Origin of the sequence: Bacillus massilinigeriensis (assembly GCF_900117315.1) — a bacterium.
GTDB classification, from domain to species: domain Bacteria; phylum Bacillota; class Bacilli; order Bacillales; family Cytobacillaceae; genus Bacillus_BE; species Bacillus_BE massilionigeriensis.
On sequence record NZ_LT630337.1, the window covers coordinates 1,903,006 to 1,919,453 of the forward strand.

General features: G+C 35.5%; 15 protein-coding genes. 5 read left to right on the forward strand and 10 right to left on the reverse strand.

Annotation, left to right across the window (positions count from 1 at the left end; translation table 11 throughout):
- The first annotated feature begins 51 nt into the window (after positions 1-51).
- The 4 genes from BQ6100_RS09430 (at position 52) to BQ6100_RS09445 (ending at position 2,836) form a co-directional block, all read left to right on the forward strand.
- Positions 52-669: a CYTH domain-containing protein gene (locus tag BQ6100_RS09430; RefSeq protein WP_173719826.1), complete on the forward strand. Its 618-nt coding sequence runs from the start codon at positions 52-54 to the stop codon at positions 667-669.
- Positions 659-1,300: a lytic transglycosylase domain-containing protein gene (locus BQ6100_RS09435; protein ID WP_075981424.1), complete on the forward strand. Its 642-nt coding sequence runs from the start codon at positions 659-661 to the stop codon at positions 1,298-1,300. The genes BQ6100_RS09430 and BQ6100_RS09435 overlap by 11 nt, the downstream gene beginning before the upstream one ends.
- 253 nt (positions 1,301-1,553) lie before the next feature.
- A complete protein-coding gene (locus BQ6100_RS09440; protein ID WP_075981425.1) occupies positions 1,554-1,952 on the forward strand; it encodes a globin domain-containing protein in 399 nt (132 codons plus the stop codon).
- Between the two features lie 5 nt (positions 1,953-1,957).
- Positions 1,958-2,836: a ClpXP adapter SpxH family protein gene (locus tag BQ6100_RS09445; RefSeq protein WP_075981426.1), complete on the forward strand. Its 879-nt coding sequence runs from the start codon at positions 1,958-1,960 to the stop codon at positions 2,834-2,836.
- Positions 2,837-3,601: 765 nt separating this feature from the next.
- Here the strand turns inward: BQ6100_RS09445 and pepF are convergent.
- From pepF to spxA, 5 genes are all read right to left on the reverse strand, one after another.
- Positions 3,602-5,419, reverse strand: a complete 1,818-nt coding sequence (pepF, locus tag BQ6100_RS09450) for an oligoendopeptidase F (RefSeq protein ID WP_075981427.1) — start codon at positions 5,417-5,419, stop codon at positions 3,602-3,604.
- Positions 5,420-5,568: 149 nt separating this feature from the next.
- A complete protein-coding gene (locus BQ6100_RS09455; RefSeq protein WP_075981428.1) occupies positions 5,569-6,765 on the reverse strand; it encodes a competence protein CoiA in 1,197 nt (398 codons plus the stop codon).
- A gap of 89 nt (positions 6,766-6,854) precedes the next feature.
- Positions 6,855-8,366 (reverse strand): cardiolipin synthase, encoded by a 1,512-nt coding sequence (cls, locus tag BQ6100_RS09460; RefSeq protein WP_075983504.1) that lies wholly within the window; start codon positions 8,364-8,366, stop codon positions 6,855-6,857.
- A gap of 159 nt (positions 8,367-8,525) precedes the next feature.
- The gene (gene mecA / locus BQ6100_RS09465) at positions 8,526-9,185 is read right to left on the reverse strand and encodes an adaptor protein MecA (protein WP_075983505.1); all 660 of its coding nucleotides are present in this window, start codon (positions 9,183-9,185) and stop codon (positions 8,526-8,528) included.
- 320 nt (positions 9,186-9,505) lie between these two features.
- The gene (gene spxA / locus BQ6100_RS09470; RefSeq protein WP_075981429.1) at positions 9,506-9,901 is read right to left on the reverse strand and encodes a transcriptional regulator SpxA; all 396 of its coding nucleotides are present in this window, start codon (positions 9,899-9,901) and stop codon (positions 9,506-9,508) included.
- Between the two features lie 529 nt (positions 9,902-10,430).
- Between spxA and BQ6100_RS09475 the strand changes: the two genes are divergently transcribed.
- Positions 10,431-10,616, forward strand: coding sequence for a hypothetical protein (locus BQ6100_RS09475; protein WP_075981430.1), 186 nt, complete (start codon positions 10,431-10,433; stop codon positions 10,614-10,616).
- 45 nt (positions 10,617-10,661) lie between these two features.
- Here the strand turns inward: BQ6100_RS09475 and BQ6100_RS09480 are convergent, their stop codons facing one another.
- From BQ6100_RS09480 to BQ6100_RS09500, 5 genes are all read right to left on the reverse strand, one after another.
- Positions 10,662-11,603 (reverse strand): ABC transporter ATP-binding protein, encoded by a 942-nt coding sequence (locus BQ6100_RS09480; RefSeq protein WP_075981431.1) that lies wholly within the window; start codon positions 11,601-11,603, stop codon positions 10,662-10,664.
- Between the two features lie 22 nt (positions 11,604-11,625).
- Complete coding sequence (locus tag BQ6100_RS09485) at positions 11,626-12,660, reverse strand: ABC transporter ATP-binding protein (protein ID WP_075981432.1); 1,035 nt, start codon at positions 12,658-12,660, stop codon at positions 11,626-11,628.
- Positions 12,661-12,676: 16 nt separating this feature from the next.
- Positions 12,677-13,702, reverse strand: coding sequence for an oligopeptide ABC transporter permease (gene opp3C / locus BQ6100_RS09490; RefSeq protein WP_075981433.1), 1,026 nt, complete (start codon positions 13,700-13,702; stop codon positions 12,677-12,679).
- Entirely contained in the window at positions 13,702-14,631 is a 930-nt protein-coding gene (gene opp3b, locus BQ6100_RS09495) for an oligopeptide ABC transporter permease (protein ID WP_075981434.1), read from the reverse strand. The genes opp3C and opp3b overlap by 1 nt, the downstream gene beginning before the upstream one ends.
- 141 nt (positions 14,632-14,772) lie before the next feature.
- Positions 14,773-16,431 (reverse strand): peptide ABC transporter substrate-binding protein, encoded by a 1,659-nt coding sequence (locus BQ6100_RS09500; RefSeq protein WP_075981435.1) that lies wholly within the window; start codon positions 16,429-16,431, stop codon positions 14,773-14,775.
- Positions 16,432-16,448: the final 17 nt, after the last annotated feature.

Here is a 16,448-nt window from a genome sequence, read left to right on the forward strand (position 1 = left end):
TTATAAGATGATAATAAGGTTAATAAATGAAAAATGAAAGGAAGAATTGAATTGTCTCGAAATATTGAAATCGAATTTAAAAATATATTAACTAAATCTGAATTTACTATGTTAAAAACATATTTCCATCTCAATGATGACAATTTTATAAAACAGGAAAATCATTATTTTGATACTCCTCAATTTTCCCTAAAGGATCAATCTAGTGCACTACGAATTCGTGAAAAAAACGGTAGCTTTGAAATGACTTTGAAACAACCTGTTAAGAATGGTTTATTAGAAACTAATCAATTACTTACAAGTCAGCAGGCCTCGAATATGATCGAAACGGGAAAACTGATCTCAGGGATAGTGATGGAAGCAATTATAAACATGAATATTAATCCCAATGAGCTTCAGTACTTTGGAACATTAACGACAGAAAGAGCAGAAATACCATATAAGAATGGTCTAATTGTATTGGATTTCAGTTACTATTTAAATACTTTTGATTATGAGATAGAATATGAAGTGAATGATTATGAAACGGGGAAACAACTTTTTGAAGACTTGCTTCAAAAGCAGAATATCCCACAAAGGAAAACTACCAATAAAATTAAAAGATTTTACTTACAAAAGCAAAAACTTTCTCAATCGATAAATGACAAGGAGAATAATGATGAACGTTGATCAAATGAAAATATTGCTGCAACTTCAAGCTTTACAGAACTTGAATAGTAGTAGTTCTGCACCCTCTTCTTCTGATAATGCGAATATGTTTAAAGAATTGATGTACGAGCTTTTGAGTGAGGATGAAATATCTTTATTAACGGGAAAAAGCAGTTTAGATTCGGGAATAACCCCATCTAACTTAAACTCAAATCCAACATCCTTAAACAGCACATCACTTCCACCGTTAAGCCTTACAAAACTGACTGGTGCTTCAACAGACTTTGAAGATATCATTAATGAGGCTGCTGAAAAATATGATCTACCAGCAAAGCTTATCAAGTCCGTCATTAAACATGAGTCTAACTTCAACCCTAATGCAACCAGCTATGCGGGAGCTTCTGGGTTAATGCAGCTAATGCCAGCAACTGCTAGAGGATTAGGGGTTCAAAATATATTTGACCCGAAAGAAAATATCCTAGCAGGAAGCAAGTACTTACGAAATATGTTGGACAAGTATGATGGAAATGTTAACCTTGCTCTAGCTGCTTATAATGCCGGCCCAGGGAATGTAGATAAATATGGCGGAATCCCACCATTTAAAGAAACACAAAACTACGTGAAAAAAGTGACAGATACTTATCTTGCATAAAATTTAGACAGTATAGGCTACTCATAATGGTTTTTGGATAAGATAATTGGCGGAAATATACTCCGCTCAGTTAATGCTTAAACCATTCATGCGCAGCCTATTTTGTTGTGGAATCACTCATTCCTTTTATTTCCTACCCTATTAACCTTACTTGCCAAGCTAACTATTTGAGATATGAAAATTGCATTGTTAAAATGAAATTAATAAAACTATAGTATTAGTAGTGATTTCTTATTCATAAGGAGTTAGTGGAATGTCCGAAAACATGAAGACACCGTTTGAAGTGATTGGTGAAGATCGATTACACCATTTAATAGATGCTTTCTACCGTCGAGTTCATCTCCATCCAGACTTAATACCCATTTTTCCAGATGACTTAACGGAAACTGCCCGAAAACAAAAACAATTCATGACTCAATTTCTAGGCGGGCCTCCATTATATACATCTGAACATGGGCATCCAATGCTTAGAGCCCGTCATTTGCCTTTTGAAATAACTGAAACAAGAGCAAGAGCATGGCTAACTTGCATGAGTGAAGCAATGGATGAGATTGGATTAGATGGTGAAGTAAGAACTTTTTTCTATTCTAGATTAGTTCAAACCGCAGAACACATGATTAATACATCAGAAAAAGATCAAGATGAAAGGTGAGAGCCGTGAAAAGAGAATTTTCCCAAACAAACTCGACATCATTTCATCATTGCCATGGAAACGAGACAAAGCCAATTGAAATTTATGTGTTTGTTGACCCTTTATGCCCAGAATGTTGGTCTCTCGAGCCAGTGATTAAAAAGCTACATGCTGAATATGGACGCTACATCTCTATTAAACACGTATTAAGTGGAAGTCTCGCCACCTTAAATTTAGGGAAAAAGCAAAAGTCTGATAATCATGCCCAGATAGTGGAGAAAACGACAAACCGCACGGGGATGTCATGTGATGGGAGTCTTTGGATTGAAAATCCAGTCTCTTCCCCTTATTTAGCGTTCATTGCCATTAAAGCAGCCGAGCTACAAGGAAGAAAAGCAGGAATAAAATTTTTAAGAAAACTTCAAGAGGTTTTATTTTTAGAAAATCAAAACGTTTCTAGCTTTGATGTTTTAAAGGAATGTGCGGGCAAGATTGGCCTTGATGTTAATGAATTTGTATCGGATATCCATTCTGAAAGCGCAGCTAAGGCCTTTCAATGTGATCTCAAGATTACCTCTGAAATGGAGGTCCGTGAAATTCCTAGTCTCGTCTTTTTTAATCAAACCATTGAGGATGAAGGAATTAAAATCACTGGATGCTATCCATATGAGATATTCGTTCAAATACTTGAAGAGATGCTGCCTGAAAAACCAGAGAGAGCTGTTCCTCCTCCAATAGATTCATTAATTAAACACTATAGACTATTGGCTTCTTCAGAGATTGCACTTATTTATAATATGAAAATACATGAAGTTGAAAAAGAAATGAAGAAGCTTCAATTAAAGCAAATGGTTGAAAAAATCCCAGTTAAATATGGGGTGTTTTGGAGATATATTGGAGAATAAAAAGTTTCTAAAGGTGCTTGGCATTGTTGCCAGGCATTTTTTGATCGCTCTACCCTATAAAAACTGTGGATAACTTTTTGCCGCTCAGTCATTTTTTGATGTGCATTTTTTGAATGGATGAAATTAAACATGAATGATGATTTCTGAATCAGGTGACTATTTATGTAAATCAAATATGTCATTAAAACATTCTAATAAAAAAAGAAAAGAGCCTTGCAAACCGATTGTTTAGCAAGGCTCTTTTCTTTTAATAATACGAACAAAGGGGATGGGAGAAATTTTTTTCACGGTCAAACAAAAGGGGTTTATGTTTGTTTGTGATTAATTTCACATCATTAATATACCATCCCTGCAAGGGTTATTCAATAACTTTGTGCCTCGTTTCACAAAACTGTCAAAATATAAGAATACGAGGAGACAGGTTGCATATATTTACCTTAAATACCCATGCGAAACAAAAACATTCATCAATCGTGTCTTTAAGGAGGCTTCTCTCTCGTATGAAAAGTATTAATTTCTGGCTTATGGTGGTTTTCTTATTGTTTTCTTTGTTTCTTAATTTTTTAGGTCTTATGGATTTAATTCCACTATTTATTTCCTCACCTTTATTATTTCTGTCATTATTTATTTTCCTATTCTATTTAAATGATCGTAAAAGGTTTAAGAAATTTTAACTAGATAATTCTAAAAAAGTATTAAAGTCGAAAAACTAATTTTATCCCCACAAAAAAGCGGAGGTCAATCAACCCCCGCTTTTTTTACCAGTTAGGATAACAATCTTTCCATTTCATTTAGTCTTTCTTCAAACACCTTACATGCATCTTCTACTGGCTTTGGACTAGTCATGTCTACCCCTGCTTTTTTAAGTACTTCAATTGGATAGTCTGAGCTTCCTGACTTTAGGAATCCAATGTAGCGTTCCACTGCAGGTTGACCTTCCTCAAGAATTTGCTTGCTCAATGCGGTTGCTGCACTATACCCGGTTGCATATTGATAGACATAATAATTGTAATAGAAGTGAGGAATCCTAGACCATTCTAAACCGATTTCTTCGTCAATGACAATATCCTCTTCACCAAAATACTTTTTATTTAAAGCATAGTATTCATTAGTTAACATGTCTGCAGTAATTGCTTCATTATTTTGTGCCTTTTGATGAATAAGGTGCTCAAACTCAGCAAACATCGTTTGACGGAATACAGTCCCCCTGAAGCCTTCAAGAAAATGATTTAAAAGGAATAATCTTTTTTGCTCGTCATCGATTGTTTCCAATAAATAATGATTTAACAGGGTTTCATTACAAGTAGAGGCAACCTCGGCCACAAAGATAGAATAGTCTCCGTAAGGATAAGGTTGAGTCTTTCTTGTATAATAGCTATGGACGGAATGCCCGAACTCATGTACCAATGTAAAGAGGTTATTTACATTGTTTTGCCAGTTCATTAATATATATGGGTTTGTCCCGTAAGTACCAGATGAATAGGCTCCACTTCGCTTCCCTTTATTTTCATGAACATCCACCCAGCGATTTTCAAATCCTTCTTTTAACACATTTAGATAATCTTCTCCAAGAGGCGCAAGGCCTTTTAATGACAATTCCTTGGCTTCCTCATAGGTAATCTCCATCTTCACATTTTTCACTAGAGGTGTGTAAAGATCATACATATGAAGCTCTTCTAATCCTAATACCTTTTTACGCAAATTTACATAACGATGTAATAAGTGAAGATTGTTATTGATTGTATTGACTAAATTATCATAGACCGTTTCAGGTATATTATTAGCGGATAACGCTGCATGCCTCGCTGACTTGTAATTTCTAACCAGGGCATTAAAATTATCGTTTTTAATCTGACCACTTAATGTGCTGGAAAATGTATTACGAAATTGCCCATATGTTTTGTAAACAGCCTTAAATGCATCTCTTCTAACTCGACCATCTTCACTTTCGAGAAAGCGGATAAATCTTCCATGAGTAATTTCAATTTCTTCTCCATTCTCATCCTTGATGCTAGGAAATTCTAGGTCTGCATTATTCAGCATGCCAAATGTATTACTTGAAGCACCTAACACCTCAGAGGCCTGTGCAAGCAATGCCTCTTGTTCTGCCGATAACACATGAGGTCTTTGAAGATTGATTTCCTCTAGGGAATGTTTGTATAATTTTAATTCCTCTTTCTCTTCTAAGAATCCATTAACCTTTTCTTCATCCATTTGAAGGATTTCTGGAACGATAAATGCAAGTGAACTTGCTGCTTGAGCATAAAGAGTTTTGATACGATCATTTAACCCTTGATAAAAAGAATTCGTTGTATCCTGGTCATAGCGCATATGAGCGTATGTATACAACTTGCTTAAACGCTCTAGTAATCGATCCTGATATTGCAGAGCATCATAGAGGGAGTCAGCATTCTCGCTTAACTTCCCTTGAAACTCAGCAACACCGGGAAGTAAATTTTTCACCTCGTTAAATTCCTTTTCCCACTCATCATCTGAAGCAAATATATCCTCTAATCTCCAAGTATCCTCTACTGCAATTTCGCTTCTAGAAGGAAGCTTCTTAACTGCTGCTTCATTTGCCATACTACATCCTCCTAATCAACATTTCGATTTCCGAAAAAACCATACTATTTATTTCGATTATTTGGAGAAAATCTCCTTCAATATTAGTGAAGAAAACTGACTCTTTTAGCTTATGTTTATTTTGGGCATTTCATTTGTATGATATGACTTTATTTAAAAGCGATTGTTTCATATTGGTGATAAAATGAATGCTCCATTTTTAGCTGTTCATCCATATTCTTTGCCTTTTTCAAAATCTCTTTTATCCTATAATGTTTGTCATCTACTTTTTGTAACAATCCGAAACGAGTTAGTACCTCTAAATACTCCCTAACTAATAATTGGAGGTCACATTCTCCCACAAGAGGCAATTTTCGAAGAGCAATTTCTCTATTTCGATATCTCTTTAAAAAGAATAATAAGACTTGCTTGAAGCTAAATAAGTCACCCACCTTCTTTTTCATTAAAACATCCATTATGATATAAGATTGCCAAATAAACGGAGGAGTTTCAATAAATATGCCGTGTTCCACAGGGATTCCTATCATAGGAGGGAGAAGCTGAAGATTAAGATGATTTACATATAACTCATTGAGAAAGCGACGTTGTTGAAGGGTTGGCCTCATCATTACATTCATTTTCATTTTGTCAATTTGCTGTTTCCAGCGTGTTACTGAAATAGATGAGTCAATCTTTGGTGTCAGGATTTCATTGATTTGAGCCTTTTGCAGGGGGATAATTGAAAACTGGGCGATTGCATTTCGACTTGAGGTTGGTTGAATATTTTTTATTAGAATGAGTTGTTTTGTTATGGGACAGTAGGCGGGAATAAACCATTTCGTCGGGGAACCTTTTCTAGTAAATAAGTAATCAAAACTTGAGAGCTTAAGCCGATCATCTGCTACTCTACGAATACTTTGTCCGGCTAAGATCCATATGGGTTGGTAGGAATAATCTAAATACATCTTTGTTCTTTTTATAAATAACTCTTCAGGGATGGTAGAGCATTGAAATTCAAGACAATAATTTATGTCCCCTAAGGTAACGGCTATATCAGTTCTTTGATTGATTTCCTTTAAAAATAGTTCCAACTGAGGATTCAAGCCTTGACTTTTTAGCCATTGATATAGATGGAGCTTCCCTCGAATATGATACTCTGATTCCCTTTCATAATGGCTCAAACTACAAAGTGAGCCCCTCTCATGGGCAAAATGGGCCATTCTCTTTGAACCTACTCTTAATATGAGCTTTTCAGAGCACTGTGGACAGTAAAATTGCTCCTGTCTCCTTAACCTTTTCAAGTCTACCTCACTAAATCCATCAGCAAGGCAAAAGAGCTTACCATTGGTCATTTTTGCAGTAAGCAAACTTCATTCCTCCTTTCATAATCTTTTAATTCGTTATGAATATCTTTTTTCCTCCATTAAAAAACCCCCTTTTTACAATTTTTTCAAAATCATAAAAGGGGGGATAATAATCTTGATGTGGATTCAAGTAGTCTTAATCCTAGATGTCTTTTTTTGAAATCCTCTATTATTAATTCTTTTGATTCAGTCAGGTCATGTAAATACTCCCTCACTAGATTTTCGGTACTGTCGGTTCTAAATAAAAAGGCATTGACCTCAAAATTTAGATGAAAACTGCGCATGTCCATATTCGAGGTTCCAATTGAAGCAAGCTCAGAATCTACAATAATAATTTTGCTATGCATAAAGCCCTTTTCATATTCATATATCTTGACACCAACCTCTAATAGCTCAGGAAAATAGGATCTTGAAGCATGAAATACAATTCTTTTATCCGGCTTATTCGGAACTAGAATCCGTACATCTATCCCACTTAATGCAGCAATTTTTAATGCTGAAAAAATATCTTCATCAGGGATAAAGTAAGGGGATGCGATCCAGACTGATTCCTTTGCAGATGTAATCATAGAAAAGAAGATATTTTTAATAACACTCCATTCATTATCTGGGCCTCCAGCAATCAGCTGAACCCCTCCGTGTTCACCGATAGAACTATTCGGCGAGAGATATTCAGCTGTAAGGAAGCTATAATTCGTCATGTAATACCAATCCTGTAAAAAGATTAGCTGAAGACTTTTTACGGCTTCGCCTTTTAGCATGAGATGGGTGTCACGCCAAAATCCTATACTTTTATCACGTCCTAAATACTCATCCCCAATATTTAATCCACCCACAAATCCTACACAACCATCAATAACAATAATCTTACGATGATTTCGAAAATTAAATTTGCTATTCAAGAACGGAAGCTTTACAGGACCAAACGGAAGGATTTCTACGCCTTCATTCCTTAGCGAATCTATGTACTTTTTTGACAATTGCCATGACCCAACGGCATCATATAAAAAACGAATTTTGACCCCTTCTCGGGCCTTTTGTATTAAAATTTTCTTAATGTCTTCACCAATTTTATCGTGGCGTACAATATAATATTCCAAATGGATGTGATGCTTTGCTTTTTCGAGCTCATCGAGAATATGTGTAAAGGTCTCTTGACCATTTGTAAGTATCTTTGTCGCTGTCCCAAAGGAAATCGGACTATTTCCTAGCTTTTGTGCTAAGTTAAACAGCTGACGCTGATGTGCACCTAAATGGGAGAAAAATTCCTCACCATAGCGATTTTGATCAGGAGTGTGCTCTAAAAATGCTTGTTTATCTAAGAAATACTTCTTCCTGAACATTCTTTCTTTATGATAATTCCGACCAAATAATAAATAGAAAATAAATCCAATGAGGGGAAAACTACCTAAGACAACGAGCCACGTAATGGTCTGAGTGGGGTGACGATTTTCTAAGAATATAACAAATCCTATAAAGATAACTGAAAGTGTGCTAATAATACTGATATAGCGGAACCAACCATTTTTCTCTGTATCACCTATTGAATAATAAAAGGCAGCCAATAGACCTATAAAAATGATAATTCGCACTGTATTTTTTATCATGTACACCCCCTTATTGTATAAGCTATGTAAAAAGAAATAAAAAAGACTGACTTTTTTTAGGGATCCTTCCCTTTTTACAATCTACCGGATAAAAATTATCCCAAGATCGTTTACTATAAAGGGGAGTCAGACCTTTTAAGTCAGCCTTGTTTGGCTCTATTGAAAATGTTTCCTTATTTCTGTAAAAACATTATCTGACATAATCAATTTCCCATATTCTTCAACCCGATGAATCGTTGTTCTTGCCTCTTGGCCAAATTCAAGAAGAATACTCAGGGCATTATCGATTTCGTCCTCATCAATGTCCTCATCAAACTCAACATAAAGGTAATACTTTCCTTCAAATGTATAGAGCTTTGTTATTAAAGAATCTAGGTTACTTCTTTTTGAGAGCGAGATTAAATCCTCAAAATCGTTAAAGGTAAGAAGAAATTCCAAGCTAACCTCTTCAAACTCATCACTTTCTGCCTTAGGATTGAAATGCTGGTCTAGAAGGTCTTCAATTCTTGCATCAACAGGAAAGTCCTTCAGTTTTTCATCTATAAACGGCAATTCAAACTTTTGACCATCCTTGTTTAGTTGAGCTCTTGTCACTAAAACCTCTAAGCCCTTATCAAGAGCCTGCACTTGAATCCAAAGGGGGCCTTCAATGGCAAAATCCTCTTCTTGATGGACTTCATCCATCATTTCCCAAAACAACTCTTCACTACGCTCGCGACTATACCATATTTCTTCACGGTCAAAGCCACGTTCTTCTATATCCAAATATGAGATATAAAACTTTACAGTATTATCATTAATGCGTTCAATTTCCAAAAGACCCCTCTCCCTTCTTGCTTTATTTTGAAGGGACAAAAATACCCCCACGCAGTAACAAAAATCGTTTACTTACATATATGAAATAGTACAAATATTGTTTACCTTGTACTTATATTTTATGACAAAACATAAATAAAGGGAAATAAAAAAACTCTTGATGATGAAAACCATCATTAGCCTATTTTTCGAAAAAATTCTAACTTTGAAATGCTTTTATGCATTGTATCAAAATCCAAAGATTTTCTCAATAAATAATATTATCCATATAAAAAATCTTTGCCCCGAATTTGTGGAGCAAAGATTTGTTGGATTTTGTTCTAGTTTACTAATCGTTGTGCTTCCCTTAATTGGAAAGTACGTACCCTTCTAGGAAGGAATCGGCGAATTTCATCCTCATTATAACCGACTTGAAGTCTCTTTTCATCAAGGATGATTGGACGTCTAAGTAGACCAGGATTATCCTTAATCAGTTTAAACAAGTCTTGTAATGGCATTGTCTCTAGATTGACATTAAGCTTTTGAAACGTCTTAGATCGTGTAGAGATAATTTCGTCAGTACCATCCTCGGTCATTCGGAGAATCTCCTTAATTTCATCAATCGTTAATGGTTCAGAAAAGATATTTCTTTCCTTATATGCAATATCGTGTTCTTCTAACCAAGCTTTTGCTTTCCGGCAAGATGTGCAACTAGGTGAAGTGTATAATGTGACCATTTACAATTTCACACTCCTTCAATTATTACAAAAATCAAATTCTATTTAATGCTCATAGTCTAAGCATGAATTATCATTGAAAAGCACCTAAATTAAAATTAATTTAAATAAGTAATTTATATTATTTATTATACACTACTTAATTCTAATTTGGTATCCTATTTTTAATATTACCGTATTGTTTTCCTGAAAATAATTTAAATCATCTTCCTTTTAGCTTGTACAATGAAAATAATAGAAAATAACATGCTTAAACATATTTAATTATCTATATATGTAAGACGTATGAGATTCAAAAAAGTTTCAAAAAATCATTAGAATTTATTATTTTTTTCTCATTGCATTTTATTTTCAGCCCAATTCTTATGCATAGCCTAATTTATTCTCAATTAGTAACTGAAAATGAAAACGCAAGCATGACCATTTTAATTTTGGTACAGAAATTATGATATTTTCCTTTTCAACTCAATCTCGTTCTTTTAATATAGAAAATAGGGGATATAATTATCAGGATGGGTGGTGCCTTTTCATGGTAGGATACTTTACAGATTTAATCATCGTTGCTTTACTAATCATAGGAATAACTGCTACTATTGGGGTTTTGACCAATGGCATTGGCAATTTGCTTTTTGGCGGAAAGAAAAAGGCCGAATTTGTTAATCAATCCGCTCGATTCCAAACTGGATGGAAACATGTTGGAGGAAAACATAAATAAGATTCCTGATAAAAAGAAAAACGATCTCCTTAGAGAGATCGTTTTTTAATGTTTGTGTTGTGTTTTATATTTTTCAAATTCCTTTTCAGAACAAAGAACAAAATGTTCGGGTGCAATTTCACGAAGTTCCACCTTGTCCTCATCGGAATAATTATGAGATGCTGGATCATATCCTTTCCTTCTACGAGTACGTTCAGTAATTGGGTCAGGAAGTGGGATGGCTGATAATAATGATTGAGTATATGGATGCATTGGATTATTATAAAGCTCATCTGCTGGTGCAAGCTCAACCATTTTACCAAAATACATAACACCAATACGATCACTGATGTATTTGACCATGGATAGATCATGAGCGATAAACAGATAAGTTAATCCTTTTTCACGCTGTAATTCTTTCATTAGATTGACAACCTGTGCTTGAATTGAAACATCCAATGCTGAAATTGGCTCATCAGCAATAATAAACTCTGGCTCAACTGCTAAAGCTCTAGCTATACCAATCCTCTGTCTTTGTCCCCCAGAAAACTCATGTGGAAAACGGCTTGCATGTTCCTTGCTAAGACCAACTGTTTCAAGCAGTTCGTATACCCTATTCATCCGTTCTTCCTTTGTTTTTGCTAGACCATGAATGTCAATTCCTTCGGCAATTACATCAGAAATTTTCATTCTTGGATTTAAGGAAGCATACGGGTCTTGGAAAATCATTTGCATTCTGCGGTTAAATGCCTTAAGTTGGGCTCTTGATTTTTTCCCATGTACATTTTCTCCGTCAAAAAATACTTCCCCGTCGGTTGCATTATATAATCTGATGATGGTTCTTCCTGTTGTTGACTTCCCACAACCTGATTCACCTACTAATCCAAGAGTTTCCCCTTTATAGATATCAAAGGATACTCCATCAACGGCTCTAACTTCATTTGGTTTACCTATATTGAAATATTGCTTTAAATTTTTGATTTCTAACAATTTTTCTTTCTTTTCCATCAATTACTACCTCCTTTTCGCGTTATTTCGTACCTGGAAATTGTTTCATTCTTTTTAACACAGCTGCTGGTGGTTCTACTTTTGGAGCATCCGGATGTAGTAACCATGTAGCTGCATAATGTGTATCAGATACTTTAAACATTGGAGGTTCTTTCTCTAAATCTATTTTCATCGCATAACGATTTCTAGGTGCAAAGGCATCTCCCTTTGGGGGATTTAGCAAATCTGGTGGTGAGCCTGGTATTGCATAAAGATGCTCTTCGGCTGTATCTAAATCTGGCATTGAACTAATTAAACCCCAAGTATATGGATGTTTTGGATTGTAGAAAATTTCATCGACAGTTCCGATTTCAACAATTTTACCACCATACATAACAGCTACACGATCTGCTACATTGGCAACAACGCCCAAGTCATGTGTGATAAAGATAATGGAAGTGTCAATTTTCTGTTGTAGATCCTTCATTAATTCTAGGATTTGCGCTTGAATCGTTACATCAAGTGCAGTTGTTGGTTCATCAGCAATTAAGATTTTTGGGTTACAAGCTAAGGCTATGGCAATAACAACCCTTTGTCTCATACCACCAGAGAATTGATGCGGATATTGTTTAAAACGCTCTTCAGCCTTTGGAATCCCAACAAGTTTAATCAATTCAAGGGCACGTTCTTTTGCTTCATGTCTGCTTAGCTTCTGGTGTTTAATAATTGGTTCCATGATTTGCTTTCCAATAATCATTGTTGGATTTAGGGATGTCATTGGATCTTGGAAAATCATAGATATATCTTTTCCGCGAATTTTTTGCATTTCTTTATCTGTTAACTTGGTAATATCTTTACCTTCAAAATTGATTTCTCCGCTTTTGATTTCTGAATTACTTTCAGGTAATAATCTCATGATTGCTTTTGTGGTTACGGACTTTCCTGAGCCGGATTCACCTACTATTGCTAATGTCTCTCCCTTATAAAGGTCAAAATTAGCACCTCGAATTGCCTTTACTTCACCTGCAAAAGTGTGAAATGAGATATTTAAATCCTTCACTTCTAGTAATTTTTCCATTATGTCTCACCTGCCTTTAGTCTCTCATTTTTGGATCTAGCGCATCACGCAATCCATCAGCTACCATATTAAATGCAATCATAATCAAACTGATGATAATAGCTGGGTTAATCATTTGTTCTGGGAATACACGCATATTTTTAAAGCCATCATTAATAAGTGTTCCAAGAGATGCTAACGGCTCTTGTAATCCAAGACCGATGAAACTTAAAAAGGCTTCGAAGAATATAGCATTAGGAATGGTAAACATTGTATTAATAATAATTACACCAGCTAAATTCGGTAACAGGTGTCTAAAAATAATTTTCCCATGGCCAGCACCTAACGTTCTTGAAGCTAATACAAATTCCTGATTCTTAAACTTCAATACCTGCGCCCTTACAACCCTTGCCATACCTGTCCAGCTTGTTAAAGTTAAGGCAACGGTAATCGAGATAATTCCTGGCTTCAATATCAAAATCATGAGAATAACGACAATTAGATTTGGAATACCCATGACTATTTCGATAATCCTCTGCATAAAGTCATCCACACGACCACCGAAATATCCAGATATAGCACCATATGTTACACCAATAAGCATATCAATAAGTGCAGCTAAAAAGGCAATATATAACGAGATTTGTGTACCTTTCCAAATACGTGAAAATAGATCTCTACCGAGAGCGTCAGTACCAAACCAATAATATTCATTAATATTCTTTTGCTCATAGGGATTGATTTCGGTCCCATTGGGAAGGGTTCTTACTCCATCAAAAGGGAGCCAATGGACGTTCTCCAGTGCTTTGACTCGTGGAGGTAAATTGGAATGCGCCGTTAATTGACGGTCAAAATCATAATGACTGATTAGTGGACCAACAAAAGCCAATACCCCTAGAAGGAATATCACTACTAGACTGACAATTGCGGCCTTATTCTTTCTGACCCGCAGCCATGCCTCCTGCCAGAAGTTTAAGCTAGGTTTTGAAATCTCTTCGCTTTTTGTGGAATCAATAATTGCGGGCTCAAAAAGTTCGTTTGGAATTTTTTCAAGTTGTGCCATTAATTCTTTCCTCCCGCGATACGAATTCGTGGATCAATTAATCCGTATAAAATATCCACTATTAAAATAATAACAATAAATAAGGCTGCATAGAGCAAGGTTGTTCCCATGATTACCGGATAATCGTTCATATTTATTGATTTAACGAATTGTTCTCCGATTCCAGGAACAGAGAAAATATTTTCAATGACTAATGATCCTGTCATTAATCCAGCTGCTAATGGTCCTAAAACGGTAATAACGGGGATTAATGCATTTCGAAGAGCATGTTTTACAGCGACAGTAAATCTAGTAGCTCCCTTTGCCCTTGCTAGTGTAATATAATCTGAGTTTAATACCTCGATCATTTCTGTTCTCATGAAACGTGATACCGTTGCTAAAGTGAACATCGCCAGAGCAATCGTTGGCAATATGGTATATTCTGGACCCTTCCATAAGGCAACAGGTGTCCATCCTAATTTAACTGCAATATAGTATTGCATTAAACCGGCAAATACAAAGTTTGGTATCGACTTTCCGAGAACGGCTATAAAGGTCGAACCATAGTCCACCCATGTATTCTGCCTCAATGCAGATAATATCCCTAAAATTCCTCCAATAATGGATCCTAGTACGAGGGCCTGTAGTCCTAGCTGAGCTGATGGACCCACCCTTTTTGCTAATAGTTCAGTTACAGGTGTGTTACCAAATTGAAAGGAAATGCCCAAATCACCCTTCACTAATCCTGACATGTAGTATCCATACTGTACAGGTACAGGGTCATTTAAATGATACTTGTCTAGTAATATTTCCAGCTGATCTGGGGATAGCTTCTCTTGGCTCCTAAATGGAGTACCAGGCAACATTTTCATTAAGAAAAACGATGCCGATGCAATAATAAAGATTGTAATTAACATATAGATAAATCTTTTCCCTATGAATTTGACCATCTTCGCACCTCCTAAAGTTTTAAATATTAAGCATATTTAGATAATTCTCTGACAGGGAAAAAGAGAGTATATATCAGTAGATATACTCTCTTTTTTAGTAATAATTATAGCCCCTGATTCATTTCCATTACTAGTAGTAAATTATTCTTCTACTTTAAGCCACTTGTATGTGTATTCTGGTCCAAAAGTATGGTAAGTAAATCCTTTTACTTTCTCAGCAACTAATACATTTGATGTACGTTGGTAAAGTGGTGCTAAAGCAGCATCCTCTTCAAGTAATGTTTTTTCTGCATCTTGTAATAATGCAGTATATTTACCGAAATCTTGCTCTTTGCCTGCATCTGCAAGATATTTATCATACTTTTCGCTAGAGTATGCCATATTGTTGTTTTGACCATCAGTGATATAAAGGTCAGCAAAAGTCATAGCATCTTGATAGTCAGGACCCCAACCAGAGAATAAGATGTCGTAATCTAAAGCCGTTTCAAGCTTTAATTTTTGAGCAAATGGTACGTTTTTCAGATTAATCTTGATACCAGGTAGATTCTTCTCTAATTGGTCTTTAATGTAGGCATCAGATAATTTTGCAGTATCTGTGTCTTGTCCAACATAAGTAAGTGATAGTTCTTTTTGACCAATTTCTTTTAAGCCTTGTTCCCAAAGTTTCTTAGCTTCTTCAACATTATACTTATTGAATCCGTCATATTTTGCTCGGAAGTCTTGGTCTTTTTCATCTTTAACAAACTCGGCTGGAATAAAGTAGTCTGCCGCTTTTGAACCATCCTTTAATACATCATTAACTAAGGATTCTTTATCAATCGCCATAGTGATGGCACGACGGATATTTTCATTAGCAAAAGCTTTATGCTTTTCATTTAGTTTCAACCAGAAAATTGAAGGCTCTAACCAGCGAACTAATTGTGGATCACTTTCAATTTGAGCGATAACCCCTGCTTGTGCAAGCTTAGGAGTGATATCAGCTTCTCCAGCTTGGAACATATTTAATGAAGATTGAGGTTCTTTTTGAACGTTGAAGTTCATTTTCTCCATTGTTACTGTATTAGCATCCCAATATTCTGAATTCTTTTCTAATACCCAGTCAACATCCTCTGCACCATCCCAACCATTAATCTTGAATGGACCGTTAGATAGTAGATTGTCTGAACCTGATGCATAATCTTTACCTTGAGATTCAACAAATTTTTGGTTTTGTGGTAGGAATGTACCGAAAGTCATTAATGATTCAAAATATGGAAGTGGTTTTACCAATTTAATTTCTAAAGTCTTTTCATCAATTGCTTTGATTCCAAGTTCTTCAGGTTTCGCCTTTTTAGCGGCAATTTTATCTGCATTTAGAATTTTTCCACTCATCATATATGGACCATAAGGTGATGCAGTAGCAGGATCTGCAGCTCTACGCCATGCATATACGAAATCATTCGCAGTTACAGGATCACCGTTGCTCCATTTAGCATCTCTAAGCTTAACTGTATAAGTTAAACCATCTTCACTTTTCTCTGCAGGACCTTCAGCCATAGCTGGGACTGCCTTTTGATCTTGATCAAGACGATAAAGACCTTCATTTGTGTTGTTTAGAATTGTAAAACTAATAGTATCCTGAGCCATTACAGAATCCATTGTAGGGATTTCTGAAGATTCAAGAATAGTGACCTCCTGCTTAGCAGTACCCTTTTTCTCTTTTTCGTCTCCTGCTTTATCGTCGCCACCAGAGCAAGCTGATAGAATCATGCTCAAAGCAACAGTAGGAGCTAGTACTTTTAAGTAGCTAGACTTTTTCATAGTAGACCTCCCTATAT

What these genes read in the sequence shown, in the direction of transcription:
- BQ6100_RS09435 (WP_075981424.1), top strand. Translation starts at nt 659, where the DNA reads ATGAACGTTGATCAAATGAAAATATTGCTGCAACTTCAAGCTTTACAG.
- BQ6100_RS09440 (WP_075981425.1), top strand. Translation starts at nt 1,554, where the DNA reads ATGTCCGAAAACATGAAGACACCGTTTGAAGTGATTGGTGAAGATCGA.
- pepF (WP_075981427.1), bottom strand. Translation starts at nt 5,419, where the DNA reads ATGGCAAATGAAGCAGCAGTTAAGAAGCTTCCTTCTAGAAGCGAAATT.
- spxA (WP_075981429.1), bottom strand. Translation starts at nt 9,901, where the DNA reads ATGGTCACATTATACACTTCACCTAGTTGCACATCTTGCCGGAAAGCA.
- BQ6100_RS09475 (WP_075981430.1), top strand. Translation starts at nt 10,431, where the DNA reads ATGGTAGGATACTTTACAGATTTAATCATCGTTGCTTTACTAATCATA.
- BQ6100_RS09480 (WP_075981431.1), bottom strand. Translation starts at nt 11,603, where the DNA reads ATGGAAAAGAAAGAAAAATTGTTAGAAATCAAAAATTTAAAGCAATAT.
- BQ6100_RS09485 (WP_075981432.1), bottom strand. Translation starts at nt 12,660, where the DNA reads ATGGAAAAATTACTAGAAGTGAAGGATTTAAATATCTCATTTCACACT.
- opp3C (WP_075981433.1), bottom strand. Translation starts at nt 13,702, where the DNA reads ATGGCACAACTTGAAAAAATTCCAAACGAACTTTTTGAGCCCGCAATT.
- opp3b (WP_075981434.1), bottom strand. Translation starts at nt 14,631, where the DNA reads ATGGTCAAATTCATAGGGAAAAGATTTATCTATATGTTAATTACAATC.
- BQ6100_RS09500 (WP_075981435.1), bottom strand. Translation starts at nt 16,431, where the DNA reads ATGAAAAAGTCTAGCTACTTAAAAGTACTAGCTCCTACTGTTGCTTTG.